We start from the raw sequence: 24,040 nt of genomic DNA on the forward strand, positions 1-24,040 counted from the left end.
GAAATCTACTTTTTAAAAGGATTCAAATTTTTCAATTCATCTTTTGCTTTCTGTTCGGCTGCTTTTTTAATACTATCAGCTTTGGCTTTTGCTTTAGCTTCTGCTTCTTTCTTGATGCGATCAGCTTCCGCGGTGGCTTTGGCTTTTTCAGCATCGAGTTTGGCTTGTGCCTGCGCTTTCACTTTATCTGCTTCCTCCCTGACTTTCGCTTCAGCTTCAGCTTTCTTTTTATCAAATTCAGCTTTGGCAGCTGCCTTTAAGTCATCCATTGCTTTTGCACCTTGTTTATTCAGGTCAGTAGAAATTTTCGGATCAGTCACCGTTCCACCAATCTTAATATTGACCGGAATCATGTCACCTACACTTAGATTTACTCCTTTACTATTTGCTGCTGACAACAAATTATCGAGAGCAGCATTTGCAGCACCTCCAAATGAAGCACGGGGTATGTCAGAATAAACGGTGTAATCGATGGTCTGATCGAAACCATTGGAACCTCCAATCTTACTCTTAAATCCATTGAGGCTAACATCAAATGGATCCACATAAACTCTGCCATTCATAAATTTGAATGATGGGTTCATTCCCGGAATATCCAGTTTCTTCCAGGATGGCATTTTCAATACATCAGCTATCTTGTTAAAAGCCGGGAAATTCTGCACAACGATTTTAGAAGTATTCAATTTCCCACCGCCATTGAGAGAGTTGACAACCGGACTCATTTGCTGATCAAGCAAACCGGCAACAGTCATGTCAACAGAAAACTTTCCACTCGTATTTTTGGCAATTGGTGCCATTTTTTCTACAGTATTGAAAGTTGTTACTGTTTTTTGGATGTCCCAATCTTTCACAGCCAGTCCAAAGTCGATAGCCGGTTTTTTAAGATCAGCTGATGAATAACCGCCATTCAGTTTGAGGCTACCATCCATCATTTGCATCATGACATCGTTCATACGAATGGCTTTGTCACGGATAACAATTCCACCGCTGATATTCTTCATAGTGAAATTCTGATAAGCCAGAGTACCAATATTTGCATTCAGAGAAAAATCAATATTGCCGGGAATTTCTACAACGGACATTTTTGATGTATCTGCTGTAGTTGAAGCAGTGCTGCTTTCGCTACCCATCATTTCATTCAGGTCGATAGTGGTGGATGTCAGCTTCAGATTTCCCTTGATGGTCTCACCTTTCAAAGCATAAGGCAGGAAATTCTCAAGTGAACCGGTTGCCGCGAAATCGCTTTTTCCAAGTTTTGCATTCAGTGCCGACATAGAAACGATCTGAGGATTGAAAGCCAGTTGAAGCGTATTGATAATTAAGGCCTGCTTCATGGAAGCGGATGAATATTTCATTCCACTGATACCGAGATTTCCGGAAGCATAGAATTGATCAAATTTCTTTTGTTCTACAGCAGAGAGTTTTCCTTTCGCGCTCAGATCCGCGGTGATAATTCCGGTTAAAGCTGTTCCCTGTTCAAGAGGAACCAATTTCCCGATATTATCGAGAATAATTTTGCCTTTAAAGAATGCATCCAGATCCGGATCACTTACCGGAGTTTTCAGAATCAGCTTCGCGTCAAATGGATCACCGGCCATTTCCACATGCAATTTGGAAAGATTGATAAAAGTATGATCCGGCACTCCGTCAGGATTTGTCACATTCAAATCCACAAAAACGTTTTTAACCGCTGCAGGTAAGGATGGATACTGAAACATCCCGTTGTCAATATTCAGAGTCAACCCAAAGCCGGGCATCGACAAAGCATTGTATCTTCCTTTAATGAATCCGGAAAGAGACATCTTACCGGATGATTTCAAATCTTTAAACTGCGGAGAATACACCGCTGGTATCATGGAGATAAAATTTCTGAATTCGGATTGAGCTGCTGCAAATTTCAGATCCATATCAATATTGGTATCAGGCATGGCTACCCAACCATTAACTCCCAGATCCAATTCGTTGAGATGAATTTTATTGTCTTTGAAGGTGAATTTAAAATTCTTCATGTCCATATCCAGATCCGCGGCAATAGTCGCTTTGGCTTTAGAGATGTAATTCAATCCACCATACGCCATGTCAACATTGGATGCTTCTGTATTTGTACTCAACACAAATAAATCCTGTGTGAAATCCCCTTTTCCACTATGGTTCACTCCATCCAGCTTCAGATAGAATCCCAAACTTTTATCGTCATAGATGATTCTGCTATTTGAAATCGCATAATGTTTCAGATTCGCTTTAAAGCTTGAAGGTTCAGAAGCTGTTTCAGGACCGGTAGATGGCTTGGCGATGTCCCAATTGGCTTTTCCGTCCTTGTCCACAAGGAAATTCATGATTGCAGAGTTCAGATCAACCGACTTGATCTTTATTTCTCCTCCTTTAATCACACTCATGAGATCAACAGTAAGGTCCAGTTGTTTTGTATAAATGAGCGTATCGCCGGCGAAAGGTTCAACATTGATTACCTTCAGCTCATTCAGGCGTAAAGAGAAATCAGGGAAACTGCGGAATAGAGAAAGATCAAAATCTCCGAAATCAACCTTCGCGTTCAGGTTCTTATTGGTTTCCTCTTTTATTTTGGAAACAATTTTGTCTTTAAAAAGGAAAGGCGCTGCCACAAGGAAGACGATGACGACGAGCAGGAAAATGCCTATCCATTTGAGTGCTTTTTTCATTGATATGTAGTATTATGATTGATTAATAAAAATAATTCCCATCATGCCTGTATTGAGGCAATCAGATCACTGAGCTTTGAATTTTTATTTCTTAAAAAATGATCCATTAACACTAATGCGGCCATTGATTCAACAATAGGAACCGCTCTTGGCACAACACAAGGATCATGACGACCTTTCATTTCAAGAACGGTTTCTTCACCTTTTTCGTTCAATGTTTTTTGCGACTTTAATAAGGTTGAAACAGGTTTGAAAGCCACACGGAAATAAACATCCATCCCGTTGGTAATGCCGCCCTGTATTCCACCGGAATGATTGCCGGCTGTGACAATTGAACCATCCGCATCTTTGACAAATGAATCGTTGTGTTCAGATCCCTTCATTTCCACTCCACCAAAACCACTGCCATAATCAAAACCGTGTGCGGCGTTAATACTCATGCATGCTTTTGCAAGATCCGCCTGAAACTTATCGAAGACAGGTTCACCCAATCCGGCAGGTACATTTTTAATCATACAACTGACAATTCCTCCGGTTGTATCACCTTCAGATTTTAATTTTTCGATGTATTCAATCATTTGCACCGAGGCAGTTTCATCCGGACAACGAACGATTGAAGATTCTATTTTGGAGAAATCAATGTCAGAATAAGAAATGGACGTTTTGAGAGGTCCAACTTGTGAGACAAATGCGAAAATTTGTGTTCCAATTTTGTTTAAAATTTGTTTCGCGATGGCACCGGCGAAAACTCTGGCAGCTGTTTCCCTCGCTGAAGAGCGACCTCCTCCCCGATAATCCCTGTGACCGTATTTTACATGATAAGTAAAATCAGCATGAGATGGTCTGAAAGAATTCTTCACATTTTCATAATCTGATGGTTTGTAATCCTGATTACGGATCATAAATGCGATTGGAGTCCCAAGTGTTTGACCTTCAAAGACGCCGGAAAGAATTTCGAATTCGTCAGTTTCCTGACGGGGACTCGTGATTGCTGATTGTCCGGGTTTTCTTCTTGCCATTTCTTTTCGAATGGATTCAAGGTCAAGCGTCAAACCGGCCGGACAGCCATCCAGAATTCCTCCTATCGCTGTACCATGGGACTCTCCGAAAGTGGTGAGTTTAAAAAGTGTTCCAATAGAATTTCCTGCCATGTTGTGAAGGTAGGTAAAAGCGCAGCTGAACAGGCACTCTGAGCATATAGAAATTAACGAGGAGATGTTGATTGTAAACCAGTATCTGTGATAAAGCAGCTTACACGAAGTCCACAATCATAGCTTTTTACCTATCCAGTTTTTCAACGCCGGATTGGAAATGCTCAGGTTGACCAAACCATTGATAAGCCAGGGGCGGTTGAAAATCTTTTGCATCCACCATTTTTTATTCAATTCTCCATGCAGTTTTTTGTAAACCGCTTTGTCATATTGTGATAAATTCTCGGCTGAAAAGTCTTTTTGCTGAAATGCTTTTTGAATATACTCCGCGGCTAAAACTCCACTTAACATAGCATTACCAATTCCTTCACCATTCAATGGGTCTATGAGAGAAGCAGCATCTCCACACAATAAAAACCTGGCACCGGACAGCGGACGTTTTTTTCCACCGAGAGGTAAACCGAATCCTTCGATATCACCAACCTGTTTTGCACTTTCAAATCTTGCCTTTAGCTCCGGTGATGTGTTAATGATGTTTTTAAACGCTTCTTTTAGATCGATTTTTCGTTTGCTGATGTCTTCCGATAGCATCCCAAAACCCACATTAGCTGAGTTTTCAGTAAGGGGAAAAATCCAGAAATATCCGGGTAAATAATTTTCAAGCAGGAAAATCTCAATCAAGTTGGGATCCTCGATCCCGGAAATATTTTGATAATAGGACCTCACTGCTCCTGAATAATGTTTCAGGTCTACCTTAAAACCGGCAAGCTGCTTCGCAACAACCGAATGAGCACCGTCACATCCAACGACCACATCCGCTAACAGTACCTTTCCGCTCTCTGTGAAAACTTCAACACGGTCGCCCTGATTGACAACGCGAACAACCTTATCTCCCTGAATGGTTTCAACATCAATTTTTGTCCTCACTTGTTGAAACAAAAAATTGTCAAAATCCATACGTGTAGCAACATAGCCATGATTGCTAAAGAAAACGGAGGCTTGTTTACCGTTGGGTGCTACAAGTTTCCATCCTTTAGAAATATTTTTTGACGGAAAAGCTTCCCAATCTGAAAGTAACTGAGGATCTATTTGTTTGAGTACTCGTTTGACACGTCCGCCAATTGCGTCACCACATACTTTATCTCTGGGAAAAACCGATTTATCGATCAGTGCGATTTTTAATCCACTGTTTTTCAAGGCCAGAGCGCAGGATGTTCCCGCCGGTCCTGAACCGATAATGATAAGATCAAAGAAGCTGGTGGAAGAGTTGATAGGATTATTATTAATTTCGTTGGCTAAACTATAGAATTCTTCGTGAGTCTATTCATTTTTAACATTTCCAGCGTTGTTCAGACTGAACAAAATCCTGTGCTCTTCCGTCGGGGAGCTGATATGTCGCAGTTAAATTGTATTCAGAACGGATACATTTGGATCAGACAAGGACTTATACATGAATTCGGTGTTTACACTCCTGAAATTCATGCAAAAGTCCGGGAGTTTTCTCCTGATATTGATGAATTGGATGCTGCAGGTGGATGTGTATTTCCTTCCTGGATTGATGCGCATACACACATGGTCTACGCAGGTAGTCGTGAGGGAGAATTTGTCGACAGAATTAAAGGACTTAGCTATGAAGAAATAGCATTGCGAGGCGGTGGTATTTTGAATTCCGCTAATCGATTACGACAAGCTTCAGAAGAAGAGCTTCTGGAAAATGCCAGTCTCCGTCTGAATGAAATTGTAAAAATGGGAACAGGTGCCGTTGAAATAAAAAGCGGCTATGGTTTGAGTCTGGACAGCGAATTGAAAATGCTGAGAGTCATCCGTGAATTAAAAGCACTTTCTCCAATTGAAATCAAAGCGACATTTCTTGGTGCACACGCATTGCCATTGGAATACAAAAACAATAAAGAAGGGTACATCGACTTACTGATCAATACCATCATGCCTCAAATCAGGGATGAAGGTCTGGCGGATTATTGCGATGTATTTTGTGAAAGAAACTATTTTACAAAAGCAGAAACATTTAAAATTCTCAAAGCTGCATCCAAAAATGGAATGCAGGCAAAAATACATGCAGAGCAACTGAGCCACAGTGGCGGTATTGAAGCAGGTGTCGAATGTGACGCGATCAGTGTCGATCATCTTGAGTTCGCGAGTGAGAATGATATTCGCCTGCTGCAGAATTCAAAAGTCATCCCCGTTTTACTTCCGGGAGCACAACTCTTTCTTGGGCTTCAAAATCCTCCTGCCCGGAAAATGATCGAGAGTAATTTGCCCGTTGCCTTGTCAAGCGATTTCAACCCCGGAAGCTGTCCAAGCGGGAATATGAATCAAATGGTTTCCCTGGCTTGTATTCTTTACCGAATGACACCGGAAGAAGCAATCAATGCTGCGACTATTAACTCCGCCGCGGCAATTGGATTGAGTAATTCACACGGCTCAATTGCTGTTGGAAAGAAAGCAAATCTATTCATCACACCTCCTATTCCTTCGTATGCTTTCCTTCCTTATTATTTCGGACAAAATCTGATTCGAACAATTGTCCTCAACGGCATGATTCATAGTTTCGATGAGTAAAATATCAGAATTGATTCGGGTCGAATCAATTTGCATTTGAGTATAATTTAAAGTTGAATTTCTATGTCATTCATGAATAATCCCAATATGAAAATTAATCTTGCCATAGTTGTCATTTTTCTATTGATCCTGAATGCCTGTAAACCGGACCAAGCTCAGAAGAACAATGTTATCCATCCTAAAATTCAATCCATTTCATGGCTTAAAGGGAATTGGGAAAACAGAGTAAAAACAGATGCACTCCAGGAAAACTGGATCATCGGTGATGACTCACTATTGTATGGAGAAGGTTTTGAAATTATCAAAGGCGATACTATTTTCCGGGAGAAACTGAGTATCCAGCTCGATAATGACTCGGTGAGTTATATCGCAACCGTTCCCAATCAAAATGACGGACAACCGGTTTGGTTCAGAATTGTTTCCATGTCCGACTCCGGATTTGTTTGTAAAAATATGATGCATGATTTTCCACAGATCATTCGCTATACTCTGGAAGGTGATGAAGTTTTGGTTGTCAACCTGGAGGGAATTGTAGACAGTTTGCCAAAATCACAGGAACTGATCATGCGTCGTGCGAAAGTTCGTTTAATGCCTTAAAATACTATTTATTTTAAAAGATAAGATCATACAATGAAGCAACTAATCGAATGTGTTCCGAATTTTAGCGAAGGAAGAGATCTGAATATTATCCGTCAGATCACTGATCAGGTTGAAAGTGTTGAAGGCGTCCGTTTACTGAATGTTGATCCGGGAAAAGCGACAAACCGTACTGTTGTAACATTTGTTGGCGAACCCGGACCGGTCATTGAAGCCGCGTTCCGTGCAATACGAAAAGCTGCCGAATTGATTGACATGCGCAAACACAAAGGCGAACATCCCCGAATGGGTGCTACGGATGTTTGTCCTCTTATTCCGATCAGTGGAATTTCAATGGAAGAAACAGTTGTTTATGCAAAGCAACTTGCGGAAAAAGTTGGGAAGGAACTAAGCATTCCGGTGTACCTGTATGAATCCGCTCAATCCAATCCGGCCCGTAAAAACCTTTCCGTCATTCGTGCAGGAGAATATGAAGGCTTCGCAAAAAAAATCAAGGAGCCGGAATGGAAACCTGATTTCGGACCTGCTGAATTTCCGGTTGGTAGCGGAGCCACAGTGATTGGTGCCCGTGATTTTCTGGTTGCTTACAATGTAAATCTGAACACTACTTCTGTCAGACGCGCCAATTCTGTTGCTTTTGATGTACGTGAGAACGGACGTAAAATAAAAAATGATAAGGGCGAAGAAATTGTACAGCCCGGGACCTGCAAGTCAGTCAAGGCGATCGGATGGTTTATCGATGAATACGGTATCGCACAGGTGAGCATGAACCTTACCAACATTTCCATAACTCCGGTTCACATCGCCTTTGATGAATGTGTGAAAAGTGCCTATCATCGTGGTATGCGTGTTACAGGTTCGGAGCTCGTCGGCCTGATTCCTCTTAAAGCGATGCTGGATGCCGGCGCTTATTTTCTGAAGAAACAACAACGTTCAACCGGAGTCTCTGAACAGGAACTGATCAAAATCGCGGTGAAATCAATGGGACTGGATGAACTGGGCCCTTTCAAGCCGGAAGAAAGAATCATTGAATACCTATTGAAAGATCCTGCCGAAGAAAAGCTTGTAAAAATGTCGCTGATTGATTTCGCGAACGAAACAGCTTCTGAATCTCCCGCTCCCGGAGGTGGCTCTATCTCCGCTTATGTTGGAGCATTGGGTGTATCGCTTGGAACAATGGTTGCCAACCTCAGCTCACACAAAAAAGGCTGGGATGATCAATGGGAAGAGTTCTCTGAATGGGCTGAAAAAGGACAAGCATTGAAATCCGCCCTGATGAAACTGGTGGATGAGGATACTCGTTCTTTCAACAAAATTATGGCCGCTTTCGGGCTCCCAAAAAGTAATGACGAGGAGAAAAAGATCAGGTCGGAAGCCATAGAGTCCGCTACACGTTATGCGACAGAAATACCTTACAAAGTCATGGAACTTTGTTATGCTTCCATGGAAGTGATTAAAGCTATGGCGGAAAAAGGGAATCCAAATTCCGTCACAGATGCCGGCGTAGGCGGTTTGTGTGCCCGTTCAGCTGTTTTCGGGGCTTTTCTCAACGTTCGAATCAATTCTTCCGGCCTGAAAGACAAGGCTTTTGTGGAAAAAATCCTCAAAGACGGACAGCTGATAGTTGACAAGACCATAGTTGCAGAAAAAGAGATCATGCAGATTGTTGATACAAAAATCAAATGAGACGGAAAGTCAAACATTTATTGACTTTTTTCGTAGTATCAATTATATTAAAGGATCACTGGTCCTGCGCTTAATACCAGTGAAGGTGATTCTTATGGAGCATGTGGTCGAGAAAAGCATTTAACCGTTTATTTTTTTCCTTCCCGATACAACTTGTGGTCGTTCTGCTAAAGAAAAACCACATCTTGTTATTGTATTGGGTGATTCTATTCGGTTGGATCACCAACAGCACTTCAAAAACCTTCGGTATCCCCTTTCTGTTCCTTGACCCTGAATACATGGGGACAGTTGGCTTTACTTCCTTTTTCATCATGGGATTTGCCACCGGAAGTTTTGTAATGGTTTACAATATTTCCAGTTACATCGTCAATGGATTCCGTTTCCCATTCATCGCGACATTAGGAAGACCATTTTTAAAATACACCATCAACAATTTTATTGTCCCTTCTCTTTTTGTACTCACCTATCTGGGAAACATTTTCTATTTCCAGCTGAATAATGAGTACCAGAGTATCTGGACAGTATTGGTACACCTTCTTGGCTTTATCACCGGGATGACCCTTATTATCATGGTCACCCTCACCTATTTCTTTCATTCGAACAAAGACATTGTTCACATGTTCGGAGTCGAAACTTCCGATGCTGATCCAAATGCACCGGTCGCGGAACATCTCCTGGAAATGAAAGAATTCAAACCCAAAAGAAAACTCTTCAGTGCAAGGAAGAAAACATACGATAAAGTCTGGCGGGTTGATACATATCTAAGCACATTCTCAAAAGTGAAGTTGGTGCGTCAAACCGGCCATTATACACGTGAAATGGTGGAATCTGTTTTTCGTCAGAACCACCTCAACGCTGCAATTGTCGAGATCATCGTCTTTGGCTTGTTTATCATCATGGGCTTGTTTAAGGACTATTCCTTCTTCCAGATTCCGGCGGGAGCAAGTGTATTGCTGATCTTTTCCATGTTCATCATGCTCAGCAGCGCTTTTCGTTTCTGGTTAAAAGCCTGGGCAGGTTCGGTTTTCATTTTACTAATCATTGTTATCAATGCTTTGTCTCGTCTGGGTATCTTCTACCCTGATAACAAAGCATACGGGATGGAATACACAAAGAATCACGCAACCTACAGCATCAGCCGTTTCAATTCTCTGGACGATGCGATTACGGTGCAGGCTGATTACGACAGTACCCTAAAAATTCTTGAACGCTGGAAGGAGAAATTCATTACAGACCGGGAGAAGCCTAAAATGATCTTTGTGAATTGCTCCGGTGGTGGTTTGCGAGCATCCATTTGGGCCTTTCGGATTATGCAGGTATCCGATAGTCTTACCAATAACGAATTCTCCAAGTCCACACAATTGATCACAGGAGCCTCCGGAGGAATGATCGGAGCAGCTTATTACAGGGAATTACTATTGCAACAGCGACTCGGACTACTGAAAAAATTCAATTCCAAAAAAAGCATCAGCAACATTGGTAAAGATCTCCTGAACCCTGTTGCCTACAGCGTCACGGTGAGTGATCTTTTCTTTAATATTCAGAAGTTCCAGGATGGCAATACAAGGTTCTCAAAGGATCGTGCTTATGCATTCGAAAAACAATTGAATGAAAATACAGGTTCAGTACTGAATAAAAGGCTTACCTCCTACAGACAACCGGAAGCTACCGGTCTGATTCCAATGATGGTTTTTTCTCCTACCATTGTCAACGACGGTCGACGGCTGATGATTTCTCCACAACCCATCAGTTACCTCGCAAGTCACGTAAAAGATTCTTCATTCCAGTTTGAACCCACCATCGATGAAATTGAGTTCCGTCAATTGTTCAGAGAACAAGCTGCCGACAACATCAAATTTACTTCAGTATTGAGAATGAATGCGACCTTCCCTTATATTCTTCCGGCTGTAACGCTTCCAAGTCATCCTCAAATCCAGGTTATGGATGCGGGAATACGTGACAATACAGGTCTGAAGACTTCGTTAAAATTCCTTTATGTATTTCGTAAATGGATTGAGGAAAATACCAGCGGAGTTATTTTCGTGGATGTCCGCGACTCCCATAAAGCTCGACCGATTGAGGAAAAACCCCGCATGACTTTTCTTGAAAATATTATTACGCCTCTTGGAAATATTTATGGGAATCTCTTGACCATTCAGGATTACAACCAGGATGAAGCGTATGAATACGCGAAATCCTGGTTTCATGCTCCTTTTGATTTTGTCATTTTTGAATTACCGACAAAAGAACAGGACATTTCACTTTCCTGGCATTTGACCACAAGAGAGAAACGACTCGTTGAGAACTCCGTAAATCTGAAGGACAACCTCAGCGCAATGGACAAATTACTGGGTCTGCTTTCCAGAGAAAACAAAATGAATGCTACTCCACTCCTTGTGGAACATGCTGATTCCACAATGGAGTCAAGCGAGAACCAGTAAATATCAGTATTTCAAAAGAGCCTGTAATTGTTCACCGAATCTTTTCTTGGGTAAAAAATTAAGTTCAAGTTCAAGATTCATGGGAACCGGTGTATCCAGACTCGCACTGCGGATCAATGGTGCATCGAGAAATTCGAACGCGTGTTCAGCGATTTCAGCGGCTATTTCTCCTCCCAGCCCACCGGTGATGGTATCTTCATGGAGTATGATGGCTCTTCCGGTTTTCTTTACAGAAGCGAGCACCGCGTTTTTATCCCAGGGCAACAGACTTCGAAGATCGATCAGGTCGGCAGAAATCTCTGGGTGTTCCTTCAGATAGTCAAGTGCCCAATGTACTCCAAGTCCATAGGAAATTATACTCACTTGAGTCCCTTCTCTGACAAGACTTGCTTTCCCGATTTCAGTTGTATAGTAATCGTCAGGCACATCTCCGGTAATACTCCTGTAAAGCGCTTTGTGTTCAAAAAACATGACCGGATTCGGGTCTTCGATAGCGGAAATGATCAAGCCTTTTGCATCTGCAGGAAAGGCCGGATAAACCACTTTTAAACCGGGAGTATGCGTGAACCAGGCTTCATTCGATTGGGAATGAAAAGGACCTGCATTCACTCCTGCGCCTGTGGGCATCCGCACGACGACATCCACATTCTGACCCCAGCGGTAATGAGTCTTTGCGAGATTGTTGATGATCTGGTTGAATCCGCAGGTTACGAAATCGGCGAACTGCATTTCTACAATTGCTTTCATACCATTGATGGCAAGCCCTTGTGCAGCACCGACGATAGCGGATTCACAAAGCGGAGTATTTCTGACCCTTGCTTTTCCAAATTCTTCTACAAATCCCTGAGTGGCCTTGAAGACACCTCCATATTCGGCAATGTCCTGACCCATGATCACCAGGTTATCAAATTTCCGGAAAGCCTGACGCATCCCGTCTGTGATTGCGTCCAGGTATCTTTTTTCGGATTTGGCTTGGGATTGAGGATGGATCACGGGCACTTCCCGGCGATCGTATATATCATTCAGTTCAACAGTGGTGTCCGGAACTGGATTATTCTCTGCAAAAGCGATTTCAAGATTTTTCTCTATCTCTGACTTTATTTCTTTACGAATCAATGAAATAAAGGACTCATCAATAAGCTTTTCTTTAAGTAAATAATTCTCATAATTATTCACCGGATCCTTCTTTCCCCACAGATCGAATAATTCCTGAGGAACATACTTAGTTCCTGAAGCTTCCTCATGGCCACGCATTCTGAATGTAAGACACTCAAGCAAGACCGGACGAGGATTTGATCGAATCGACTCCGCGAGTCGTTTAATGGTCTGAAATGTCTCCAGGATATTGTTTCCGTCAATTTGAACGGCTTCCATTCCATAACCGATGCCTTTATCGATAAACTGCTTCATCCGGAATTGCTCATTGGAAGGAGTTGAAAGTCCGTAGCCGTTATTTTCAATAATGAAGATCACAGGTAAATTCCAGACTGCTGCCACATTGAGACTTTCATGAAAATCCCCTTCACTCGAACCGCCGTCTCCCGAGAACACAGCAGTTACCTTCTTCTCATTCCTGATAAGGTTTGCCAGTGCAATACCATCCGCGACTCCAAGTTGAGGCCCCAGATGAGAAATCATTCCGATGATTTTGTATTCCTGTGTTCCGAAATGAAAGGAACGGTCTCTTCCTTTGGTAAAACCGCCGGGTTTACCCTGCCATTGTGAAAAGAGTCGGTTTAATGGAATTTTACGGGTTGTGAAAACGCCAAGATTCCGGTGCATGGGAAGTATATATTCTTCCGGAGAGAGCGCCAGACCGCAACCAACAGCAATGGCTTCCTGACCTATTCCGGAAAACCATTTGGCAATTTTTCCCTGGCGGAGCAAAACGAGCATTTTCTCCTCAATCAGCCGGGGTTTGAGGATTTCTTTATAAATATTGATCAACTCCTCATTGCTGAGGTGACCACGATCATAGTTCATCATGAAGATTGGAATGGACGACAAAATTATTCAAATTCGATGAGTATCTTTGTCAAAATTCTCTTGATATGGACATTCAATTGTTAGTTGTCCTGTTGGTCTTTTCCACAGCCCTTTTTTTCCTGGGACGGAGATTATATCTTCAATTTTCAAAGAAACACAGTGCCGGCTGCGAGAAATGTGGCATTGCGGATTCTGTTTCAAATGTTAAGGATTCAGGAAAATAAAAAAGGAGCTCCTTTTGGGAACTCCTTTAAAGATTGTTTCTGAGAAAGAAGGATTACTTCTTTTCACCCTCAGGTGTAGCAACAGCAGCAGCAGTATCTACGACAGCGCTCATAGAATCTTGCATTGCAGCTTGCTCAGCAGCAGCTTTAGCAGCTTGCTCAGCAGTTGCAATTGAATCTTGAACAGCTTTTTCTTGAGCAGCTTTTTCTTCAGCGCTTGGACCGCAAGCAACAACTGCGAACATACCAGCAACTAACAGGGTAGAGAGAACTTTTTTCATTTTGTTTTTAGGGTTTGTTGAATTTAGTGGGCGCAAAAGTAGGCCTTTTTTATTAATTACCAAGCCATCTGTTAAAAATAATTAACAGAAAAAAGTTAAAAACCCAAAGAATGAAAATGCCGAAAAAAGCAAAAAGGGAGCAAAATGCCCCCTTTTCGACTGAATTATTATTTAGCGCCTGGTTTTTTCATGCCTACTTTTGGAGCACCTTCCGGAGCTTTTACTTCTGCTTTCGGTTTAGCCTTCGGTTTTGGCTTGTTTGCAGCCTTTTTAGCGGCAGCGTCGATTGAATCCTGCTGTGCTTTTTGCATAGCAGCATTGATTGAATCCTGGCGAGCCTGTTCAGCAGCAGCCTGTACAGCAGCGATTGAATCAGCAGCAATTTTTTCCATAGCGGCACTAATAGAGTCCTGGCGCGCTTTTTCAGCAGCAGCCTTTTCTTCAGCACTTGGACCACAGGAGATCAAAGCGACCATTCCTGCAGCAAGAAGAAGAGAGAATACTTTTTTCATTTTCTTAATTGGTTTTTGTGGATAAGACTTTGCAAAACTATTACTTTTTTTGACATGTAAATGTTGCATTTTTCTGTACTTTTGCAAAACTAAATCGAATAAATATAACTAAAACCAGTTAACAAATGAAAAAACAACTCTTCCGCATTTCTATTGGACTTTTTACACTTGGCGTGATTTTCCTCACAGGCTGTTCTAAAAATGAAGACACAACCGCACCAAGCATTACGCTGAGTGGTGATCAGACCATGACAGTTTCTCTTCCGGCTACTGCAAATGGCAATTCCGCTTATTCTGAACCAGGATTTTCGGCTACTGACGATGAGGATGGTACTATCACTTCTTCAGTTACCGTGAGTGGTACAGTTGATATGAACCGTAAAGGATCTTATACACTTACTTATACCGTTGCTGATAAAGCCGGTAATTCAACTTCTGTTAACCGTGTTGTAAATGTGGTAAATGATGCTGAAGTTTTCGGTGGAAATTACAATAATTCTGTTGACACAGGTCTTGTTTCTCCGGTTAGTCAGTTCAATGCTATCGTTACAGTATCTGATACTGTTAACAACCTTGTGAAAATTAACAACTTCGGAGCTTTCGGTAATACAGTGAATGTTTGGGCTACTATTAATGGAACTGCAACCGGTGCTGCCGTTTCTGTGGCTTCAAGTCAGTCCCTTGGAGTAACTGCCTACATCTCAAATGTATTTTCAAGTGAATGCTTCGTGATTTCAGGTGTTAGCCCTACTTCTTTCCGAATTAAATTCGGCTGGAATGATGGCGCAAACAGTGATGTTTCTACGAGCTATTACATTCGCTAATCAAGATTAAAATTGATAAAAAAAGCTGTCTGAACAAGGCAGCTTTTTTTATTTCCCATGACCTCGTACATTCGCAATCATGACCAACAAGAGCAATTTTCTGCTCCTCCTGCAAAGGATTTTTATTTTGATGCTCCTGTTCACCATTAGCAGGTTCTTGTTTCTCATCATTAACTTCTCTTACTTCCACGAAGCTCCTTCAATAGATCTTGTACTATCCTTCTTCTTCGGACTCCGTTTCGACATCACCGCTATAGTTCTTTGCAATCTGCTATTCATCTTTCTTCACTTTTTTCACTTCTCCTTCTTTTATTCCAAATGGTACCAGCGTATCACAGCATTCGTTTTTTACCTTGTAAATATCCCTCTGCTCCTGCTCAATTGCATTGATTTGGTTCTCTTTCGCTTTGCTGGTAAACGAGCCACAGCAGATGTTTTTAAGATCATGAGTTTTGGCGAGGATTTCACCAATGCCGTACCAAAGATGATTCTGGATTTCTGGTACCTGGCCTTGTTGTTTGTACTCCTCGTTGCTTTCCTGGTGTTCTGTTATAAAAAAGTGAAGTTGCAAACAGCTTCCGGCAACAGTATCAACAACTTCTTTTTTCGCCCCTGGATAAAGCCTCTCTCCTATCTTGTTTTTGCTTTTCTGGTCTTTACTGGATTCCGTGGTGGACTTCAGTACAGACCGATCAATATACTCACAGCTTCACAATATGGGAGCGGAAAAATCACCGCGCTTGTTTTGAATACTCCCTTTTCTGTGATTAAATCCTATGGAAAAGGCACACTTCTGGAAATGCATTATTTCTCCGCTGAAGAAGTTGAACAAATATCTCCTGTAATTCACAATCCAACACCTGCTGTTGATTTTCGATCTCTGAATGTGGTGGTGATTATTCTTGAGAGTTTTGGAAAAGAATATATCGGTAATTTGAACAAGAAGACCGGCTACACTCCATTCCTGGATTCACTTATGGATCAAAGTCTGGTTTTTGAAAATGCTTACGCGAATGGAAAAAGATCGATTGAAGGTATTCCTGCCATACTTTCCGGAATTCCGGCATTGATGCAGGAACCCTATATCACATCCGCCTATGCAGGGAATACTGTCACCAGCCTTGCTTCCAATTTAAATGACAAAGGTTACACTACGGAGTTTTTTCATGGTGGTACCAATGGCACCATGGGCTTTGATAATTTCGTAAAGATGTCAGGATTCAAAAGGTATTTTGGACGCAAAGAATACAACAATGACGCGGATTTTGACGGTAGTTGGGGAATCTATGATGAACCGTTTCTCGACCGTGTCGTGAATGAATGTTCCCGAATGAAACAACCATTTTTATCCGCTGTATTTACTATTTCTTCTCATCACCCTTATAAAATTCCTGCAGCCCTCGAACACGGATTTGCAAAGGGAAGCCTCCCGATTCACCAAAGTATCCGCTATGCGGATTATTCACTCCGGAAATTTTTCGAAGCAGCTTCCACTCAGACCTGGTATCAGAATACACTCTTTGTCATCACCGCCGATCACACGGCTTTGAGTGAAGAACAGTTTTATCAGAACCGTGTGGGCATGTACGCCATTCCATTGTTGTTTTTCCGCCCGGATGGCTCCCTCAAAGGGCGGTCCATGCGAACAACACAGCAAATTGATATCCTTCCAAGTGTCATGGATTACCTAAACTACGATAAAAGTTATTTTGCTTTTGGCTCCAGTGTATTTGATTCCTCATCCACCGGTTTTGCCATCAATTTTATCAATGAAAATTATCAACTGATCGAAGGGAATTACAGTCTGGTGCTGGATACCCTTTCTGAAAATAAATTGTATAATTTTACAGCAGACAGCTCGCTCTCCACCAATCGGATCACTTCTGATACGGTTATCGGATTGCAAATGCAACAGAAATTAAAAGCCATTATCCAGCAGTTCAACCATGCCATGGTGATGAACAAAATGGATGCCCTCAAGTCAGGTAAATAATGTCTCAGAAAAAAATCCGTTTTATCATTAATCCAAAGTCCGGTGCAATGCACAAGGAACATTTCGCGGATTGGATACAATCCGGAATCGATCCTGCCCGTTATGTACCCGAAATCATTTATACTCAATATCCAAAACATGCCACTGAATTAAGCCGTGAAGCTGCATTGCGTGGAGATGGACTGGTGGTCACTGTTGGTGGTGATGGTTCCGTGAATGAAGCAGGTGCCGGACTAGTCGGTTCGAATACCGCTCTTGGTATCATTCCTACAGGATCAGGAAACGGAATGGCTCGTCATCTGAATATTCCTGTTGATTTCAAAAAAGCCTTGCATGTGATCAACCGTGGAAAAGCGGAACGCATCGATACAGCAACAGTAAACTCCATGTTTTGCGCGGGTACTTTCGGATTGGGATTTGATGCTCACATTGCTCACCTCTTCGCGGAGGCGGGCACACGGGGATATTCAACTTATGTAAAACTTGTGCTTACAGAATTCTACAAATATCCTTCCCGAAAATTTAATTTGGATATTGATGGTGACAATTTTGAAGCGGATTGTTTCCTACTCACCATTGCTAACTCTTCACAATTTGGAAACAACGCGGTAATCGCGCCGTTCGCTGATGTGAAAGACGGATGGCTGGATATTTCCATGATGAAAAAATTCCCATTTCTCATGGCTCCGCATTTGATTTACAGAATGATGAACAATAGCCTGCATCGTTCCAGATATTTTTCCGGAAAACGAGGAAAATCCATCAGGATCATCAATTCCGGAATACTGAAGGGACATATCGATGGAGAACCTGTTGTGTTGCAGGATACAATTGAAGTGAAAGTTGTCCCTTTATCCCTGGATGTATGGGTCTTACCAAAGGAACTATAAAAGATGAATTCGAAAGAACCCAAAACAGTTTCCAATTTTTTTAAACCTGCATTAACAGGATTGGCAGCCGCATTTCGCAGTCAGTTCAACATGAAAATTCATGGTATCATGACTATACTCGTGATCATCTGCGCGTTTTATTTTCAGCTGTCTCCTGTAGAATGGTGTATCATTTTATTCTGCATCGGTTCTGTTATTGTTGCTGAACTATTAAACACATCTCTGGAAGTAACAGTTGATATAGCTTCCCCGCAAATTCAGGAAAAAGCAGGTCTGGCTAAAGATGTCGCAGCAGCCGCTGTATTAATTGCTTCGATCATGTCCGCTATTATCGGTCTGATTATTTTCTTACCCAAAATACTGCAACAGTTCAATTCCTGATTTTATCCTGAAAATTCCAAGATCATGTCAAAAAAATCAAAACCACAAAGTGGCGTTGTATATTCAACAAATCCTGATTTTCAGTACCAGGTAAAACCTGTCAGTGGCCTTGTTACTCTTCCTCCGGATAAACAGGAGTTAAAAGTACAACTGGATAAAAAGAACCGTGGCGGTAAAGCGGTTACGCTCATTACCGGGTTCACCGGCAAGGACGAGGATCTTGAAAAACTCGGACGTGAATTGAAATCCAAATGTGGTGTGGGCGGTGCTGTTAAGGATGGAGAAATCCTGATTCAGGGTGACCACCGCGACAGAATCCTCGCTCTATTACTGGCTGCGGGTTATAAAGCAAAAAAATCAGGCGGCTGAACAATCCTTCCTCATTGATTTACCTTCTGACAGAAAATTTTATGTGATAAATATCTTCTTCTAAAAAAATCATTTCGTCGTTTCGCATCCCATTTGAACACCCATCTTTTCATATTCTATATCATTAGGTTCCCAGAGTTCAATTTTATTTCCTTCGATATCCATGATGTGTACGAATTTACCATAATCAAATGCCTCGATGGTGTCAGTCACATTCACTCCTTCTTTTTTGAGAGAATCAACAAGCGCTTCCAGATTTGCAACCCGGTAATTGATCATAAACTCCTTTGTAGAAGGTTCAAAGTATTTTGTCTTCTCTGAGAATGGGCTCCATTGTAAAAAACCTTTCTTCGATGAATCTGTCGCCTGTCTCCATTCGAATACAGTACCATATTGATTTGTAACCAAACCCAAATGGGCTTTATACCATTCGCGCATTTTACCCGGGTCTTTGCACTTAAAAAATATGCCACCAATACCGGTCACTCTCTTTAAATTTTTATTTTCCGCGGAGGTGTTTGAAGTCATCGACTTGAATGCAAACCCAAAGAAAAAAGATGCAGCTAGCGCAAGGGTGAAGAGAATTGTCTTTTTCATGGCAAATAATTTAGGGGTAACAGAAAATTAATCTGTTCAATAGACACAAACAAAATGCATTTACTCAGCTTTTCTCAGATTTCTCCCTCACCTTTTTGTAAACATTGATCGCGACAAGGAGTAATCCGGAAAAAATTAATAATCCTACAAGTCCGTATAACCAATTGGTGGTATCTCTGAGCACTACAATAAATACAACAGATACAAGAATAATCGTAGCGACTTCATTCCAGAGACGGAGTTTGAAACCACTGTAACGAATCTCATCTTTTTGAAAGCGGCGGAACATGATTCCACATTGCAAATGATACAATGTCAGAGCGAGTACAAATCCCAGTTTGAGCAAAAGCCAGGACGGCATCGGCCAGGGATAAACCTGGACAATCATCCACGTTCCGAAAATATAAGTTAAGATTGCAGAAGGCCATGTAATTCCGTACCATAAAGGTCTGGCGGCTTTTTTAAAATGATTCATCAGAATGCTTCGTTCCGGTTCAGTTTTCCCTGCAGCTTCGCTGTGGTAAACAAATATCCTTACAATATAAAACAGTCCGGCAAACCATGTGACCACAAAAATAATGTGGAGAGCTTTGAGATAGAGAAAATTCATATTCGTTTGATTATATTCAGTGTTTACGGGCAATTACTTTTTCATACAAACGTTCGTACACAGGCATAATTCTTTTAATGTCGAATGTCTTCGCGTGTTCCAAAGCCTGGTGTTTGAATTTGAGCAGGCGTTCTTCATCTTCCAAAACATAGATCGCGTTTTTGGCCATGTCATCAACATCACCGACATTACTCATAAAACCGGTTACTCCCTGAACATTCAGTTCCGGTATACCACCGGTATTGGTAGAGATGACCGGAACCTGGCATGCCATCGCTTCCAGAGCGGCAAGACCAAAACTTTCCGTTTCTGATGGAAGAATAAACAAATCACCGATGGATAAAATTTCTTCCACGGCTTCCAGCTTTCCAAGAAAGCGGATGTGATCACATGCGGAGCTCTCACGGCATTCTTTTTCAATCTTCCCGCGGTCAGGACCATCACCAATGAGCAAAAGTTTGGATGGGATCTTCTCAACAATTTTAGAAAAGACCTTAATCACATCACTCACACGTTTGACAGGGCGGAAATTCGAGGCGTGTATGATCAGTTTTTCATTTCCCGGTGCTACGGCTCTGCGGAAATGATCTTTTCGTTGTTTGTTAAACCGTCGCAAATCTATGAAGTTGGGGATGACTTCTATTTCTTTATCCACTTTAAAATTCTGATAGGTATCCTCCATCAGATTCTTTGAGACAGATGTCACAGCATCACTTTCATTGATTGCGAAGGTGACCACAGGATTATAACTGGCATTTTTTCCAACAAGGGTGATGTCTGTACCATGCAAGGTGGTAATGAATGGCAAATGTACTCCCTGGGCAGCCATAATCTGTTTGGCCATATAAGCAACTGATGCATGAGGAATGGCATAATGTACATGAACCAGATCCAAATGCTCGAAGCTGGCAACATCCACCAGTTTGCTTGTCAGCGCCGTCTCATACGGTGCAAATTCAAACAAGGGATAATCAGCGACACTTACTTCATGAAAAAAAACATTTTCGGTAAAATGTTCCAGTCGTACAGGCTGACTATAGGTGATAAAATGAATCTTATGACCTTTTTCTGCGAGGGCTTTTCCCAGTTCGGTAGCAACCACTCCACTACCTCCGAATGTCGGGTAACACAAGATTCCAATTTTCATATTTTTTGATTCAAAACCTGACGGGCTTGATCAGGTAAAAACCAAAGATAGAAATAGGAAAGAAACCGCGCATCGAAATTTGATTCTATTTTTTCAAAAAAGAATCATAAATAGTCTGCTGAATTTCCGTCCGGACATTCATTTTCACCAGTTTATCATTGGTTGCCTCAGGATGAATGCGGTTGGAAAGAAAAATATAGATCAGGTTGTATTTGGGATCCACCCAGACACAGGTACCGGAAAAACCCTGATGTCCGAACGATTCAAGGGATGCAGAAGGACTGCATGGACTCGATTTGGCCGGATCCGGTTCGGGTTTGTCAAAGAGCAAACCTCTTCTGTTTTTGTTCTGAACAAATTGTTGCTTTGTAAAAAGCGTTACCGTATTCGGTTTTAGAAATTGCCTTCCGCCATAATTTCCCTTATTCAGCAACATTTGCATAATCACTGCCAGATCATTCGCGTTACTAAAAAAACCTGCATTTCCCGAAATTCCACCCTGCATAGCCGCAGCCGGATCATGAACATCACCAATCAGTAACTGGTGTCGGAATTCCTTATCATTTTCTGTCGGGACGATTGTTTCAAGAGGAAATTTCTTTCTCGGAAGGAAACCGGAATTTGATAATTGCAATGGTTTGTAAAAATTATTTTCAAGATAAACACTAAAGGAATCCTTACTCACTTTCTCGACCATGTTCTTTAATAGAATCGGACCAAAATCGCTATACACATATTTTCCTCTTTCATTCAAAGGTGATTTGTAAATCCATTTCAGGAGGCTGTCGGCATATGCTTTTTTCATATAAATACTATCCGCAACCCTCAATGAGAAATCCGTCGATCGTGTTTTCTGATAGATGGATGACATCAGGCTATTATCTTTCACTGTCTGCTTCCAGAATGGCTGCCAGGATTGTAATCCAGCCTGATGAGCCATGACCTCTTTGATGGTCAAACTTCTTTTGTTCGTAGTCTTTAAGGCAGGAAGATATTTTGAAAGTGGTTGATTCAAATTGATTTTACCATCATCAAATAATTTCATGGTACCGAGTGCCGTTGCAACGATTTTTGTTACTGATGCAACATCGAACAAATCAGAGTTTCGGACTTTTGTTGTGTCTTTATAGGTCCTTGTTCCGAAAGATTTCGAATAAACTACTTTCTGATCTTTTGCGACAAGAACCTGGCAACCCGGAAAAGCACCGGCAAGGATTGCATTATTTACAATGGAATCAATTCTGCTTAATTTTTCAGACGACATACCGGCATCTTCCGGAAGGGTGTACTTCAGTCGGATCGCACGGGAAGTATTTTGTCCAAGGCTCCTGGTATATCTTGCAGTGCTATTCACAGGTAATTTTCCGGAGCTGCTGAACCCTCCCATAACAACCTGTGCAGCCATTTCATGTGTCATCGGAAAATCTTCATAAGCCAAAACAACGGCTTTAGCGGAGTCAGTGTTTTGGAAACGTGAAAATGTATAGGCATTTCCAAAATTCACAAATACTGTTGGATAAGCGGCAATCACTTTATCAATAAACATCTGAGCGGCTTCAGGAATCGCAAAATTATTTGCAGCTTTCATACTGGTTCCGTGCAGACTCAAAATGACGATGTCATAATTTTCGAGAAACTTAAACAAAGCATCAAAAATGGAAACCGGAGCGTCTTTTTCTTCTGCATAAGTGTCGATCCGACCATACAATTTCAACTGCTTTTGAAATGCATTGTCTTTAACATCACCAATGACAACAGAAGCTATACGTAATGAATCCAGTGAACGAAGAGGTAAAATTGAATCACGATTTCTGATAACTGTAATGGATTGTTCGTATAATTTTCGTTGCAGGTTTAATGCTGAAGGTGGGTTCAGATCTTTATAAAGATTCGTAGTGTCAATAACTGGTTTCTTGTTAAGTCCGCACCAGTACTTTGCCATCAGTAATTTCCTGGTTCTCCGGTCAATTTCTTCCTGAGAAATTTCACCATTCTGAACCGACAATAGAATCTCATCAATTGCTTTGCGGACATCTTCTGTATAGAGTAAAATATCATTCCCTGCAAGAATCGCTTTTTTATCCAGAATGCCCGGCTGATAACAGCTGCTGACACCTTTCATATTCAACGCATCAGTGAAAATCAGACCTTTGAAACCCATTTTGGATGACAGTAAATCAGTAACGATGGGTTTTGAAAGTGTTGATGGAAGATTCGGGGTGCTGTCTAATGCAGGAACATTCAGATGGGCAACCATCACAGATGCCAATCCCTCATCAATCAATTTTCGGAATGGATACAATTCAACCGAATCGAGTTCCGAACGCGTTTGTGAAATCAAAGGTAAAGTCAGGTGAGAATCACTTTCCGCATTGCCATGACCGGGAAAATGTTTTCCATTGGCAAGAACACCATTGTCCTGCATGCCTTTCATATAGAGCATAGCTCTGCGTGTCACTTCTTCCCTATCATCACCAAAGGATCTGCTCCCGATAACAGGATTGAGTGGGTTGTCGTTGATATCCGCGTCAGGCGCAAAGTTGATATGGATCCCGATTCGTTTGCATTCCCTCGCTATTTCAGCACCCATTGTATAAATCAGCGAATCTGATGGCATTGCAGATAAAGTCATTTGTCTTGGAAAACGAACCGTACTGTCGAGACGCATAGACAGTCCCCATTCTCCATCCATTCCAATCATGAGCGGAATTTTTGAAATGGATTGGTAGTCATTTGTCAGCAAAGCTTCCCGTATGGGTCCTCCCTGAAAAAAGATCAGCCCGCCAATACCGTGATCCTGGATCAACTTCCGGATTTCTTTGATGTGCACGGAATCCTTGTTACTCCATGCAGCAACCATGATGAGTTGTGAAATTCTTTCTCCGGGACTGAGCGTTGCCAATACCGAATCTGCCCACTTCCCTGCCTCCTCCGTATAGAAAGGTGGAAGTTTTACAGGATCAGAAGCAAAACTCTGATTGATGGCGCTAATCGCGAACATCAAAAGAAAAACCGGTAACCGGAGAATATTATATGAGAATGGATGGAACATGGAGTGTTTGCAAATTTAGACGCCTCGTGTATGCCGAATCT

Annotated in this window: 19 protein-coding genes; 9 read left to right on the forward strand and 10 right to left on the reverse strand. The window is 41.7% G+C overall.

Features of this window, described 5'->3' with window-relative positions:
* Nucleotides 1-5 precede the first annotated feature (5 nt).
* From IPP86_14045 to IPP86_14055, 3 genes are all read right to left on the reverse strand, one after another.
* Nucleotides 6-2,678: a membrane assembly protein AsmA gene (locus tag IPP86_14045; GenBank protein ID MBL0139632.1), complete on the reverse strand. Its 2,673-nt coding sequence runs from the start codon at nt 2,676-2,678 to the stop codon at nt 6-8.
* 41 nt (nt 2,679-2,719) lie between these two features.
* Nucleotides 2,720-3,829: a chorismate synthase gene (gene aroC, locus IPP86_14050; protein ID MBL0139633.1), complete on the reverse strand. Its 1,110-nt coding sequence runs from the start codon at nt 3,827-3,829 to the stop codon at nt 2,720-2,722.
* Nucleotides 3,830-3,946: 117 nt separating this feature from the next.
* A complete protein-coding gene (locus IPP86_14055) occupies nt 3,947-5,116 on the reverse strand; it encodes a geranylgeranyl reductase family protein (GenBank protein ID MBL0139634.1) in 1,170 nt (389 codons plus the stop codon).
* 27 nt (nt 5,117-5,143) lie between these two features.
* Here IPP86_14055 and IPP86_14060 point away from each other — a divergent pair, with 27 nt between their 5' ends.
* The 4 genes from IPP86_14060 to IPP86_14075 all read left to right on the forward strand — a co-directional run bounded on the left by IPP86_14060 (nt 5,144) and on the right by IPP86_14075 (nt 11,133).
* Nucleotides 5,144-6,409: an imidazolonepropionase gene (locus IPP86_14060; GenBank protein MBL0139635.1), complete on the forward strand. Its 1,266-nt coding sequence runs from the start codon at nt 5,144-5,146 to the stop codon at nt 6,407-6,409.
* A gap of 87 nt (nt 6,410-6,496) precedes the next feature.
* A complete protein-coding gene (locus IPP86_14065) occupies nt 6,497-7,006 on the forward strand; it encodes a hypothetical protein (GenBank protein MBL0139636.1) in 510 nt (169 codons plus the stop codon).
* A gap of 33 nt (nt 7,007-7,039) precedes the next feature.
* The gene (ftcD, locus tag IPP86_14070; protein ID MBL0139637.1) at nt 7,040-8,692 is read left to right on the forward strand and encodes a glutamate formimidoyltransferase; all 1,653 of its coding nucleotides are present in this window, start codon (nt 7,040-7,042) and stop codon (nt 8,690-8,692) included.
* 101 nt (nt 8,693-8,793) lie between these two features.
* Nucleotides 8,794-11,133 (forward strand): patatin-like phospholipase family protein, encoded by a 2,340-nt coding sequence (locus IPP86_14075; GenBank protein ID MBL0139638.1) that lies wholly within the window; start codon nt 8,794-8,796, stop codon nt 11,131-11,133.
* Between the two features lie 3 nt (nt 11,134-11,136).
* Here IPP86_14075 and IPP86_14080 read toward each other — a convergent pair whose 3' ends face one another.
* The 3 genes from IPP86_14080 to IPP86_14090 form a co-directional block, all read right to left on the reverse strand.
* Entirely contained in the window at nt 11,137-13,116 is a 1,980-nt protein-coding gene (locus tag IPP86_14080; protein MBL0139639.1) for a dehydrogenase E1 component subunit alpha/beta, read from the reverse strand.
* A 280-nt stretch (nt 13,117-13,396) separates the two neighbouring features.
* Nucleotides 13,397-13,624 (reverse strand): hypothetical protein, encoded by a 228-nt coding sequence (locus IPP86_14085; protein MBL0139640.1) that lies wholly within the window; start codon nt 13,622-13,624, stop codon nt 13,397-13,399.
* Between the two features lie 167 nt (nt 13,625-13,791).
* Nucleotides 13,792-14,205 (reverse strand): hypothetical protein, encoded by a 414-nt coding sequence (locus tag IPP86_14090; GenBank protein ID MBL0139641.1) that lies wholly within the window; start codon nt 14,203-14,205, stop codon nt 13,792-13,794.
* A 56-nt stretch (nt 14,206-14,261) separates the two neighbouring features.
* Between IPP86_14090 and IPP86_14095 the strand changes: the two genes are divergently transcribed.
* The 5 genes from IPP86_14095 (at nt 14,262) to IPP86_14115 (ending at nt 18,593) form a co-directional block, all read left to right on the forward strand.
* Complete coding sequence (locus IPP86_14095; GenBank protein ID MBL0139642.1) at nt 14,262-14,960, forward strand: DUF5011 domain-containing protein; 699 nt, start codon at nt 14,262-14,264, stop codon at nt 14,958-14,960.
* 79 nt (nt 14,961-15,039) lie between these two features.
* The gene (locus IPP86_14100) at nt 15,040-16,953 is read left to right on the forward strand and encodes an LTA synthase family protein (GenBank protein MBL0139643.1); all 1,914 of its coding nucleotides are present in this window, start codon (nt 15,040-15,042) and stop codon (nt 16,951-16,953) included.
* A complete protein-coding gene (locus IPP86_14105) occupies nt 16,953-17,843 on the forward strand; it encodes a diacylglycerol kinase family lipid kinase (protein MBL0139644.1) in 891 nt (296 codons plus the stop codon). Before IPP86_14100 ends, IPP86_14105 begins: the two co-directional genes overlap by 1 nt.
* A 3-nt stretch (nt 17,844-17,846) precedes the next feature.
* The gene (locus IPP86_14110) at nt 17,847-18,224 is read left to right on the forward strand and encodes a diacylglycerol kinase family protein (GenBank protein MBL0139645.1); all 378 of its coding nucleotides are present in this window, start codon (nt 17,847-17,849) and stop codon (nt 18,222-18,224) included.
* 24 nt (nt 18,225-18,248) lie between these two features.
* Nucleotides 18,249-18,593, forward strand: a complete 345-nt coding sequence (locus IPP86_14115; GenBank protein ID MBL0139646.1) for a translation initiation factor — start codon at nt 18,249-18,251, stop codon at nt 18,591-18,593.
* Between the two features lie 69 nt (nt 18,594-18,662).
* Here IPP86_14115 and IPP86_14120 read toward each other — a convergent pair whose 3' ends face one another.
* The 4 genes from IPP86_14120 to IPP86_14135 all read right to left on the reverse strand — a co-directional run bounded on the left by IPP86_14120 (nt 18,663) and on the right by IPP86_14135 (nt 23,999).
* Nucleotides 18,663-19,121 (reverse strand): VOC family protein, encoded by a 459-nt coding sequence (locus IPP86_14120; GenBank protein ID MBL0139647.1) that lies wholly within the window; start codon nt 19,119-19,121, stop codon nt 18,663-18,665.
* Nucleotides 19,122-19,254: 133 nt separating this feature from the next.
* Complete coding sequence (locus IPP86_14125) at nt 19,255-19,800, reverse strand: CopD family protein (GenBank protein MBL0139648.1); 546 nt, start codon at nt 19,798-19,800, stop codon at nt 19,255-19,257.
* 16 nt (nt 19,801-19,816) lie between these two features.
* A complete protein-coding gene (bshA, locus tag IPP86_14130; protein MBL0139649.1) occupies nt 19,817-20,947 on the reverse strand; it encodes an N-acetyl-alpha-D-glucosaminyl L-malate synthase BshA in 1,131 nt (376 codons plus the stop codon).
* Between the two features lie 85 nt (nt 20,948-21,032).
* Complete coding sequence (locus IPP86_14135; protein MBL0139650.1) at nt 21,033-23,999, reverse strand: serine hydrolase; 2,967 nt, start codon at nt 23,997-23,999, stop codon at nt 21,033-21,035.
* Nucleotides 24,000-24,040 lie beyond the last annotated feature (41 nt).

The organism is Bacteroidota bacterium (assembly GCA_016720935.1).
In the GTDB taxonomy this organism is placed as follows: domain Bacteria; phylum Bacteroidota; class Bacteroidia; order AKYH767-A; family 2013-40CM-41-45; genus JADKJP01.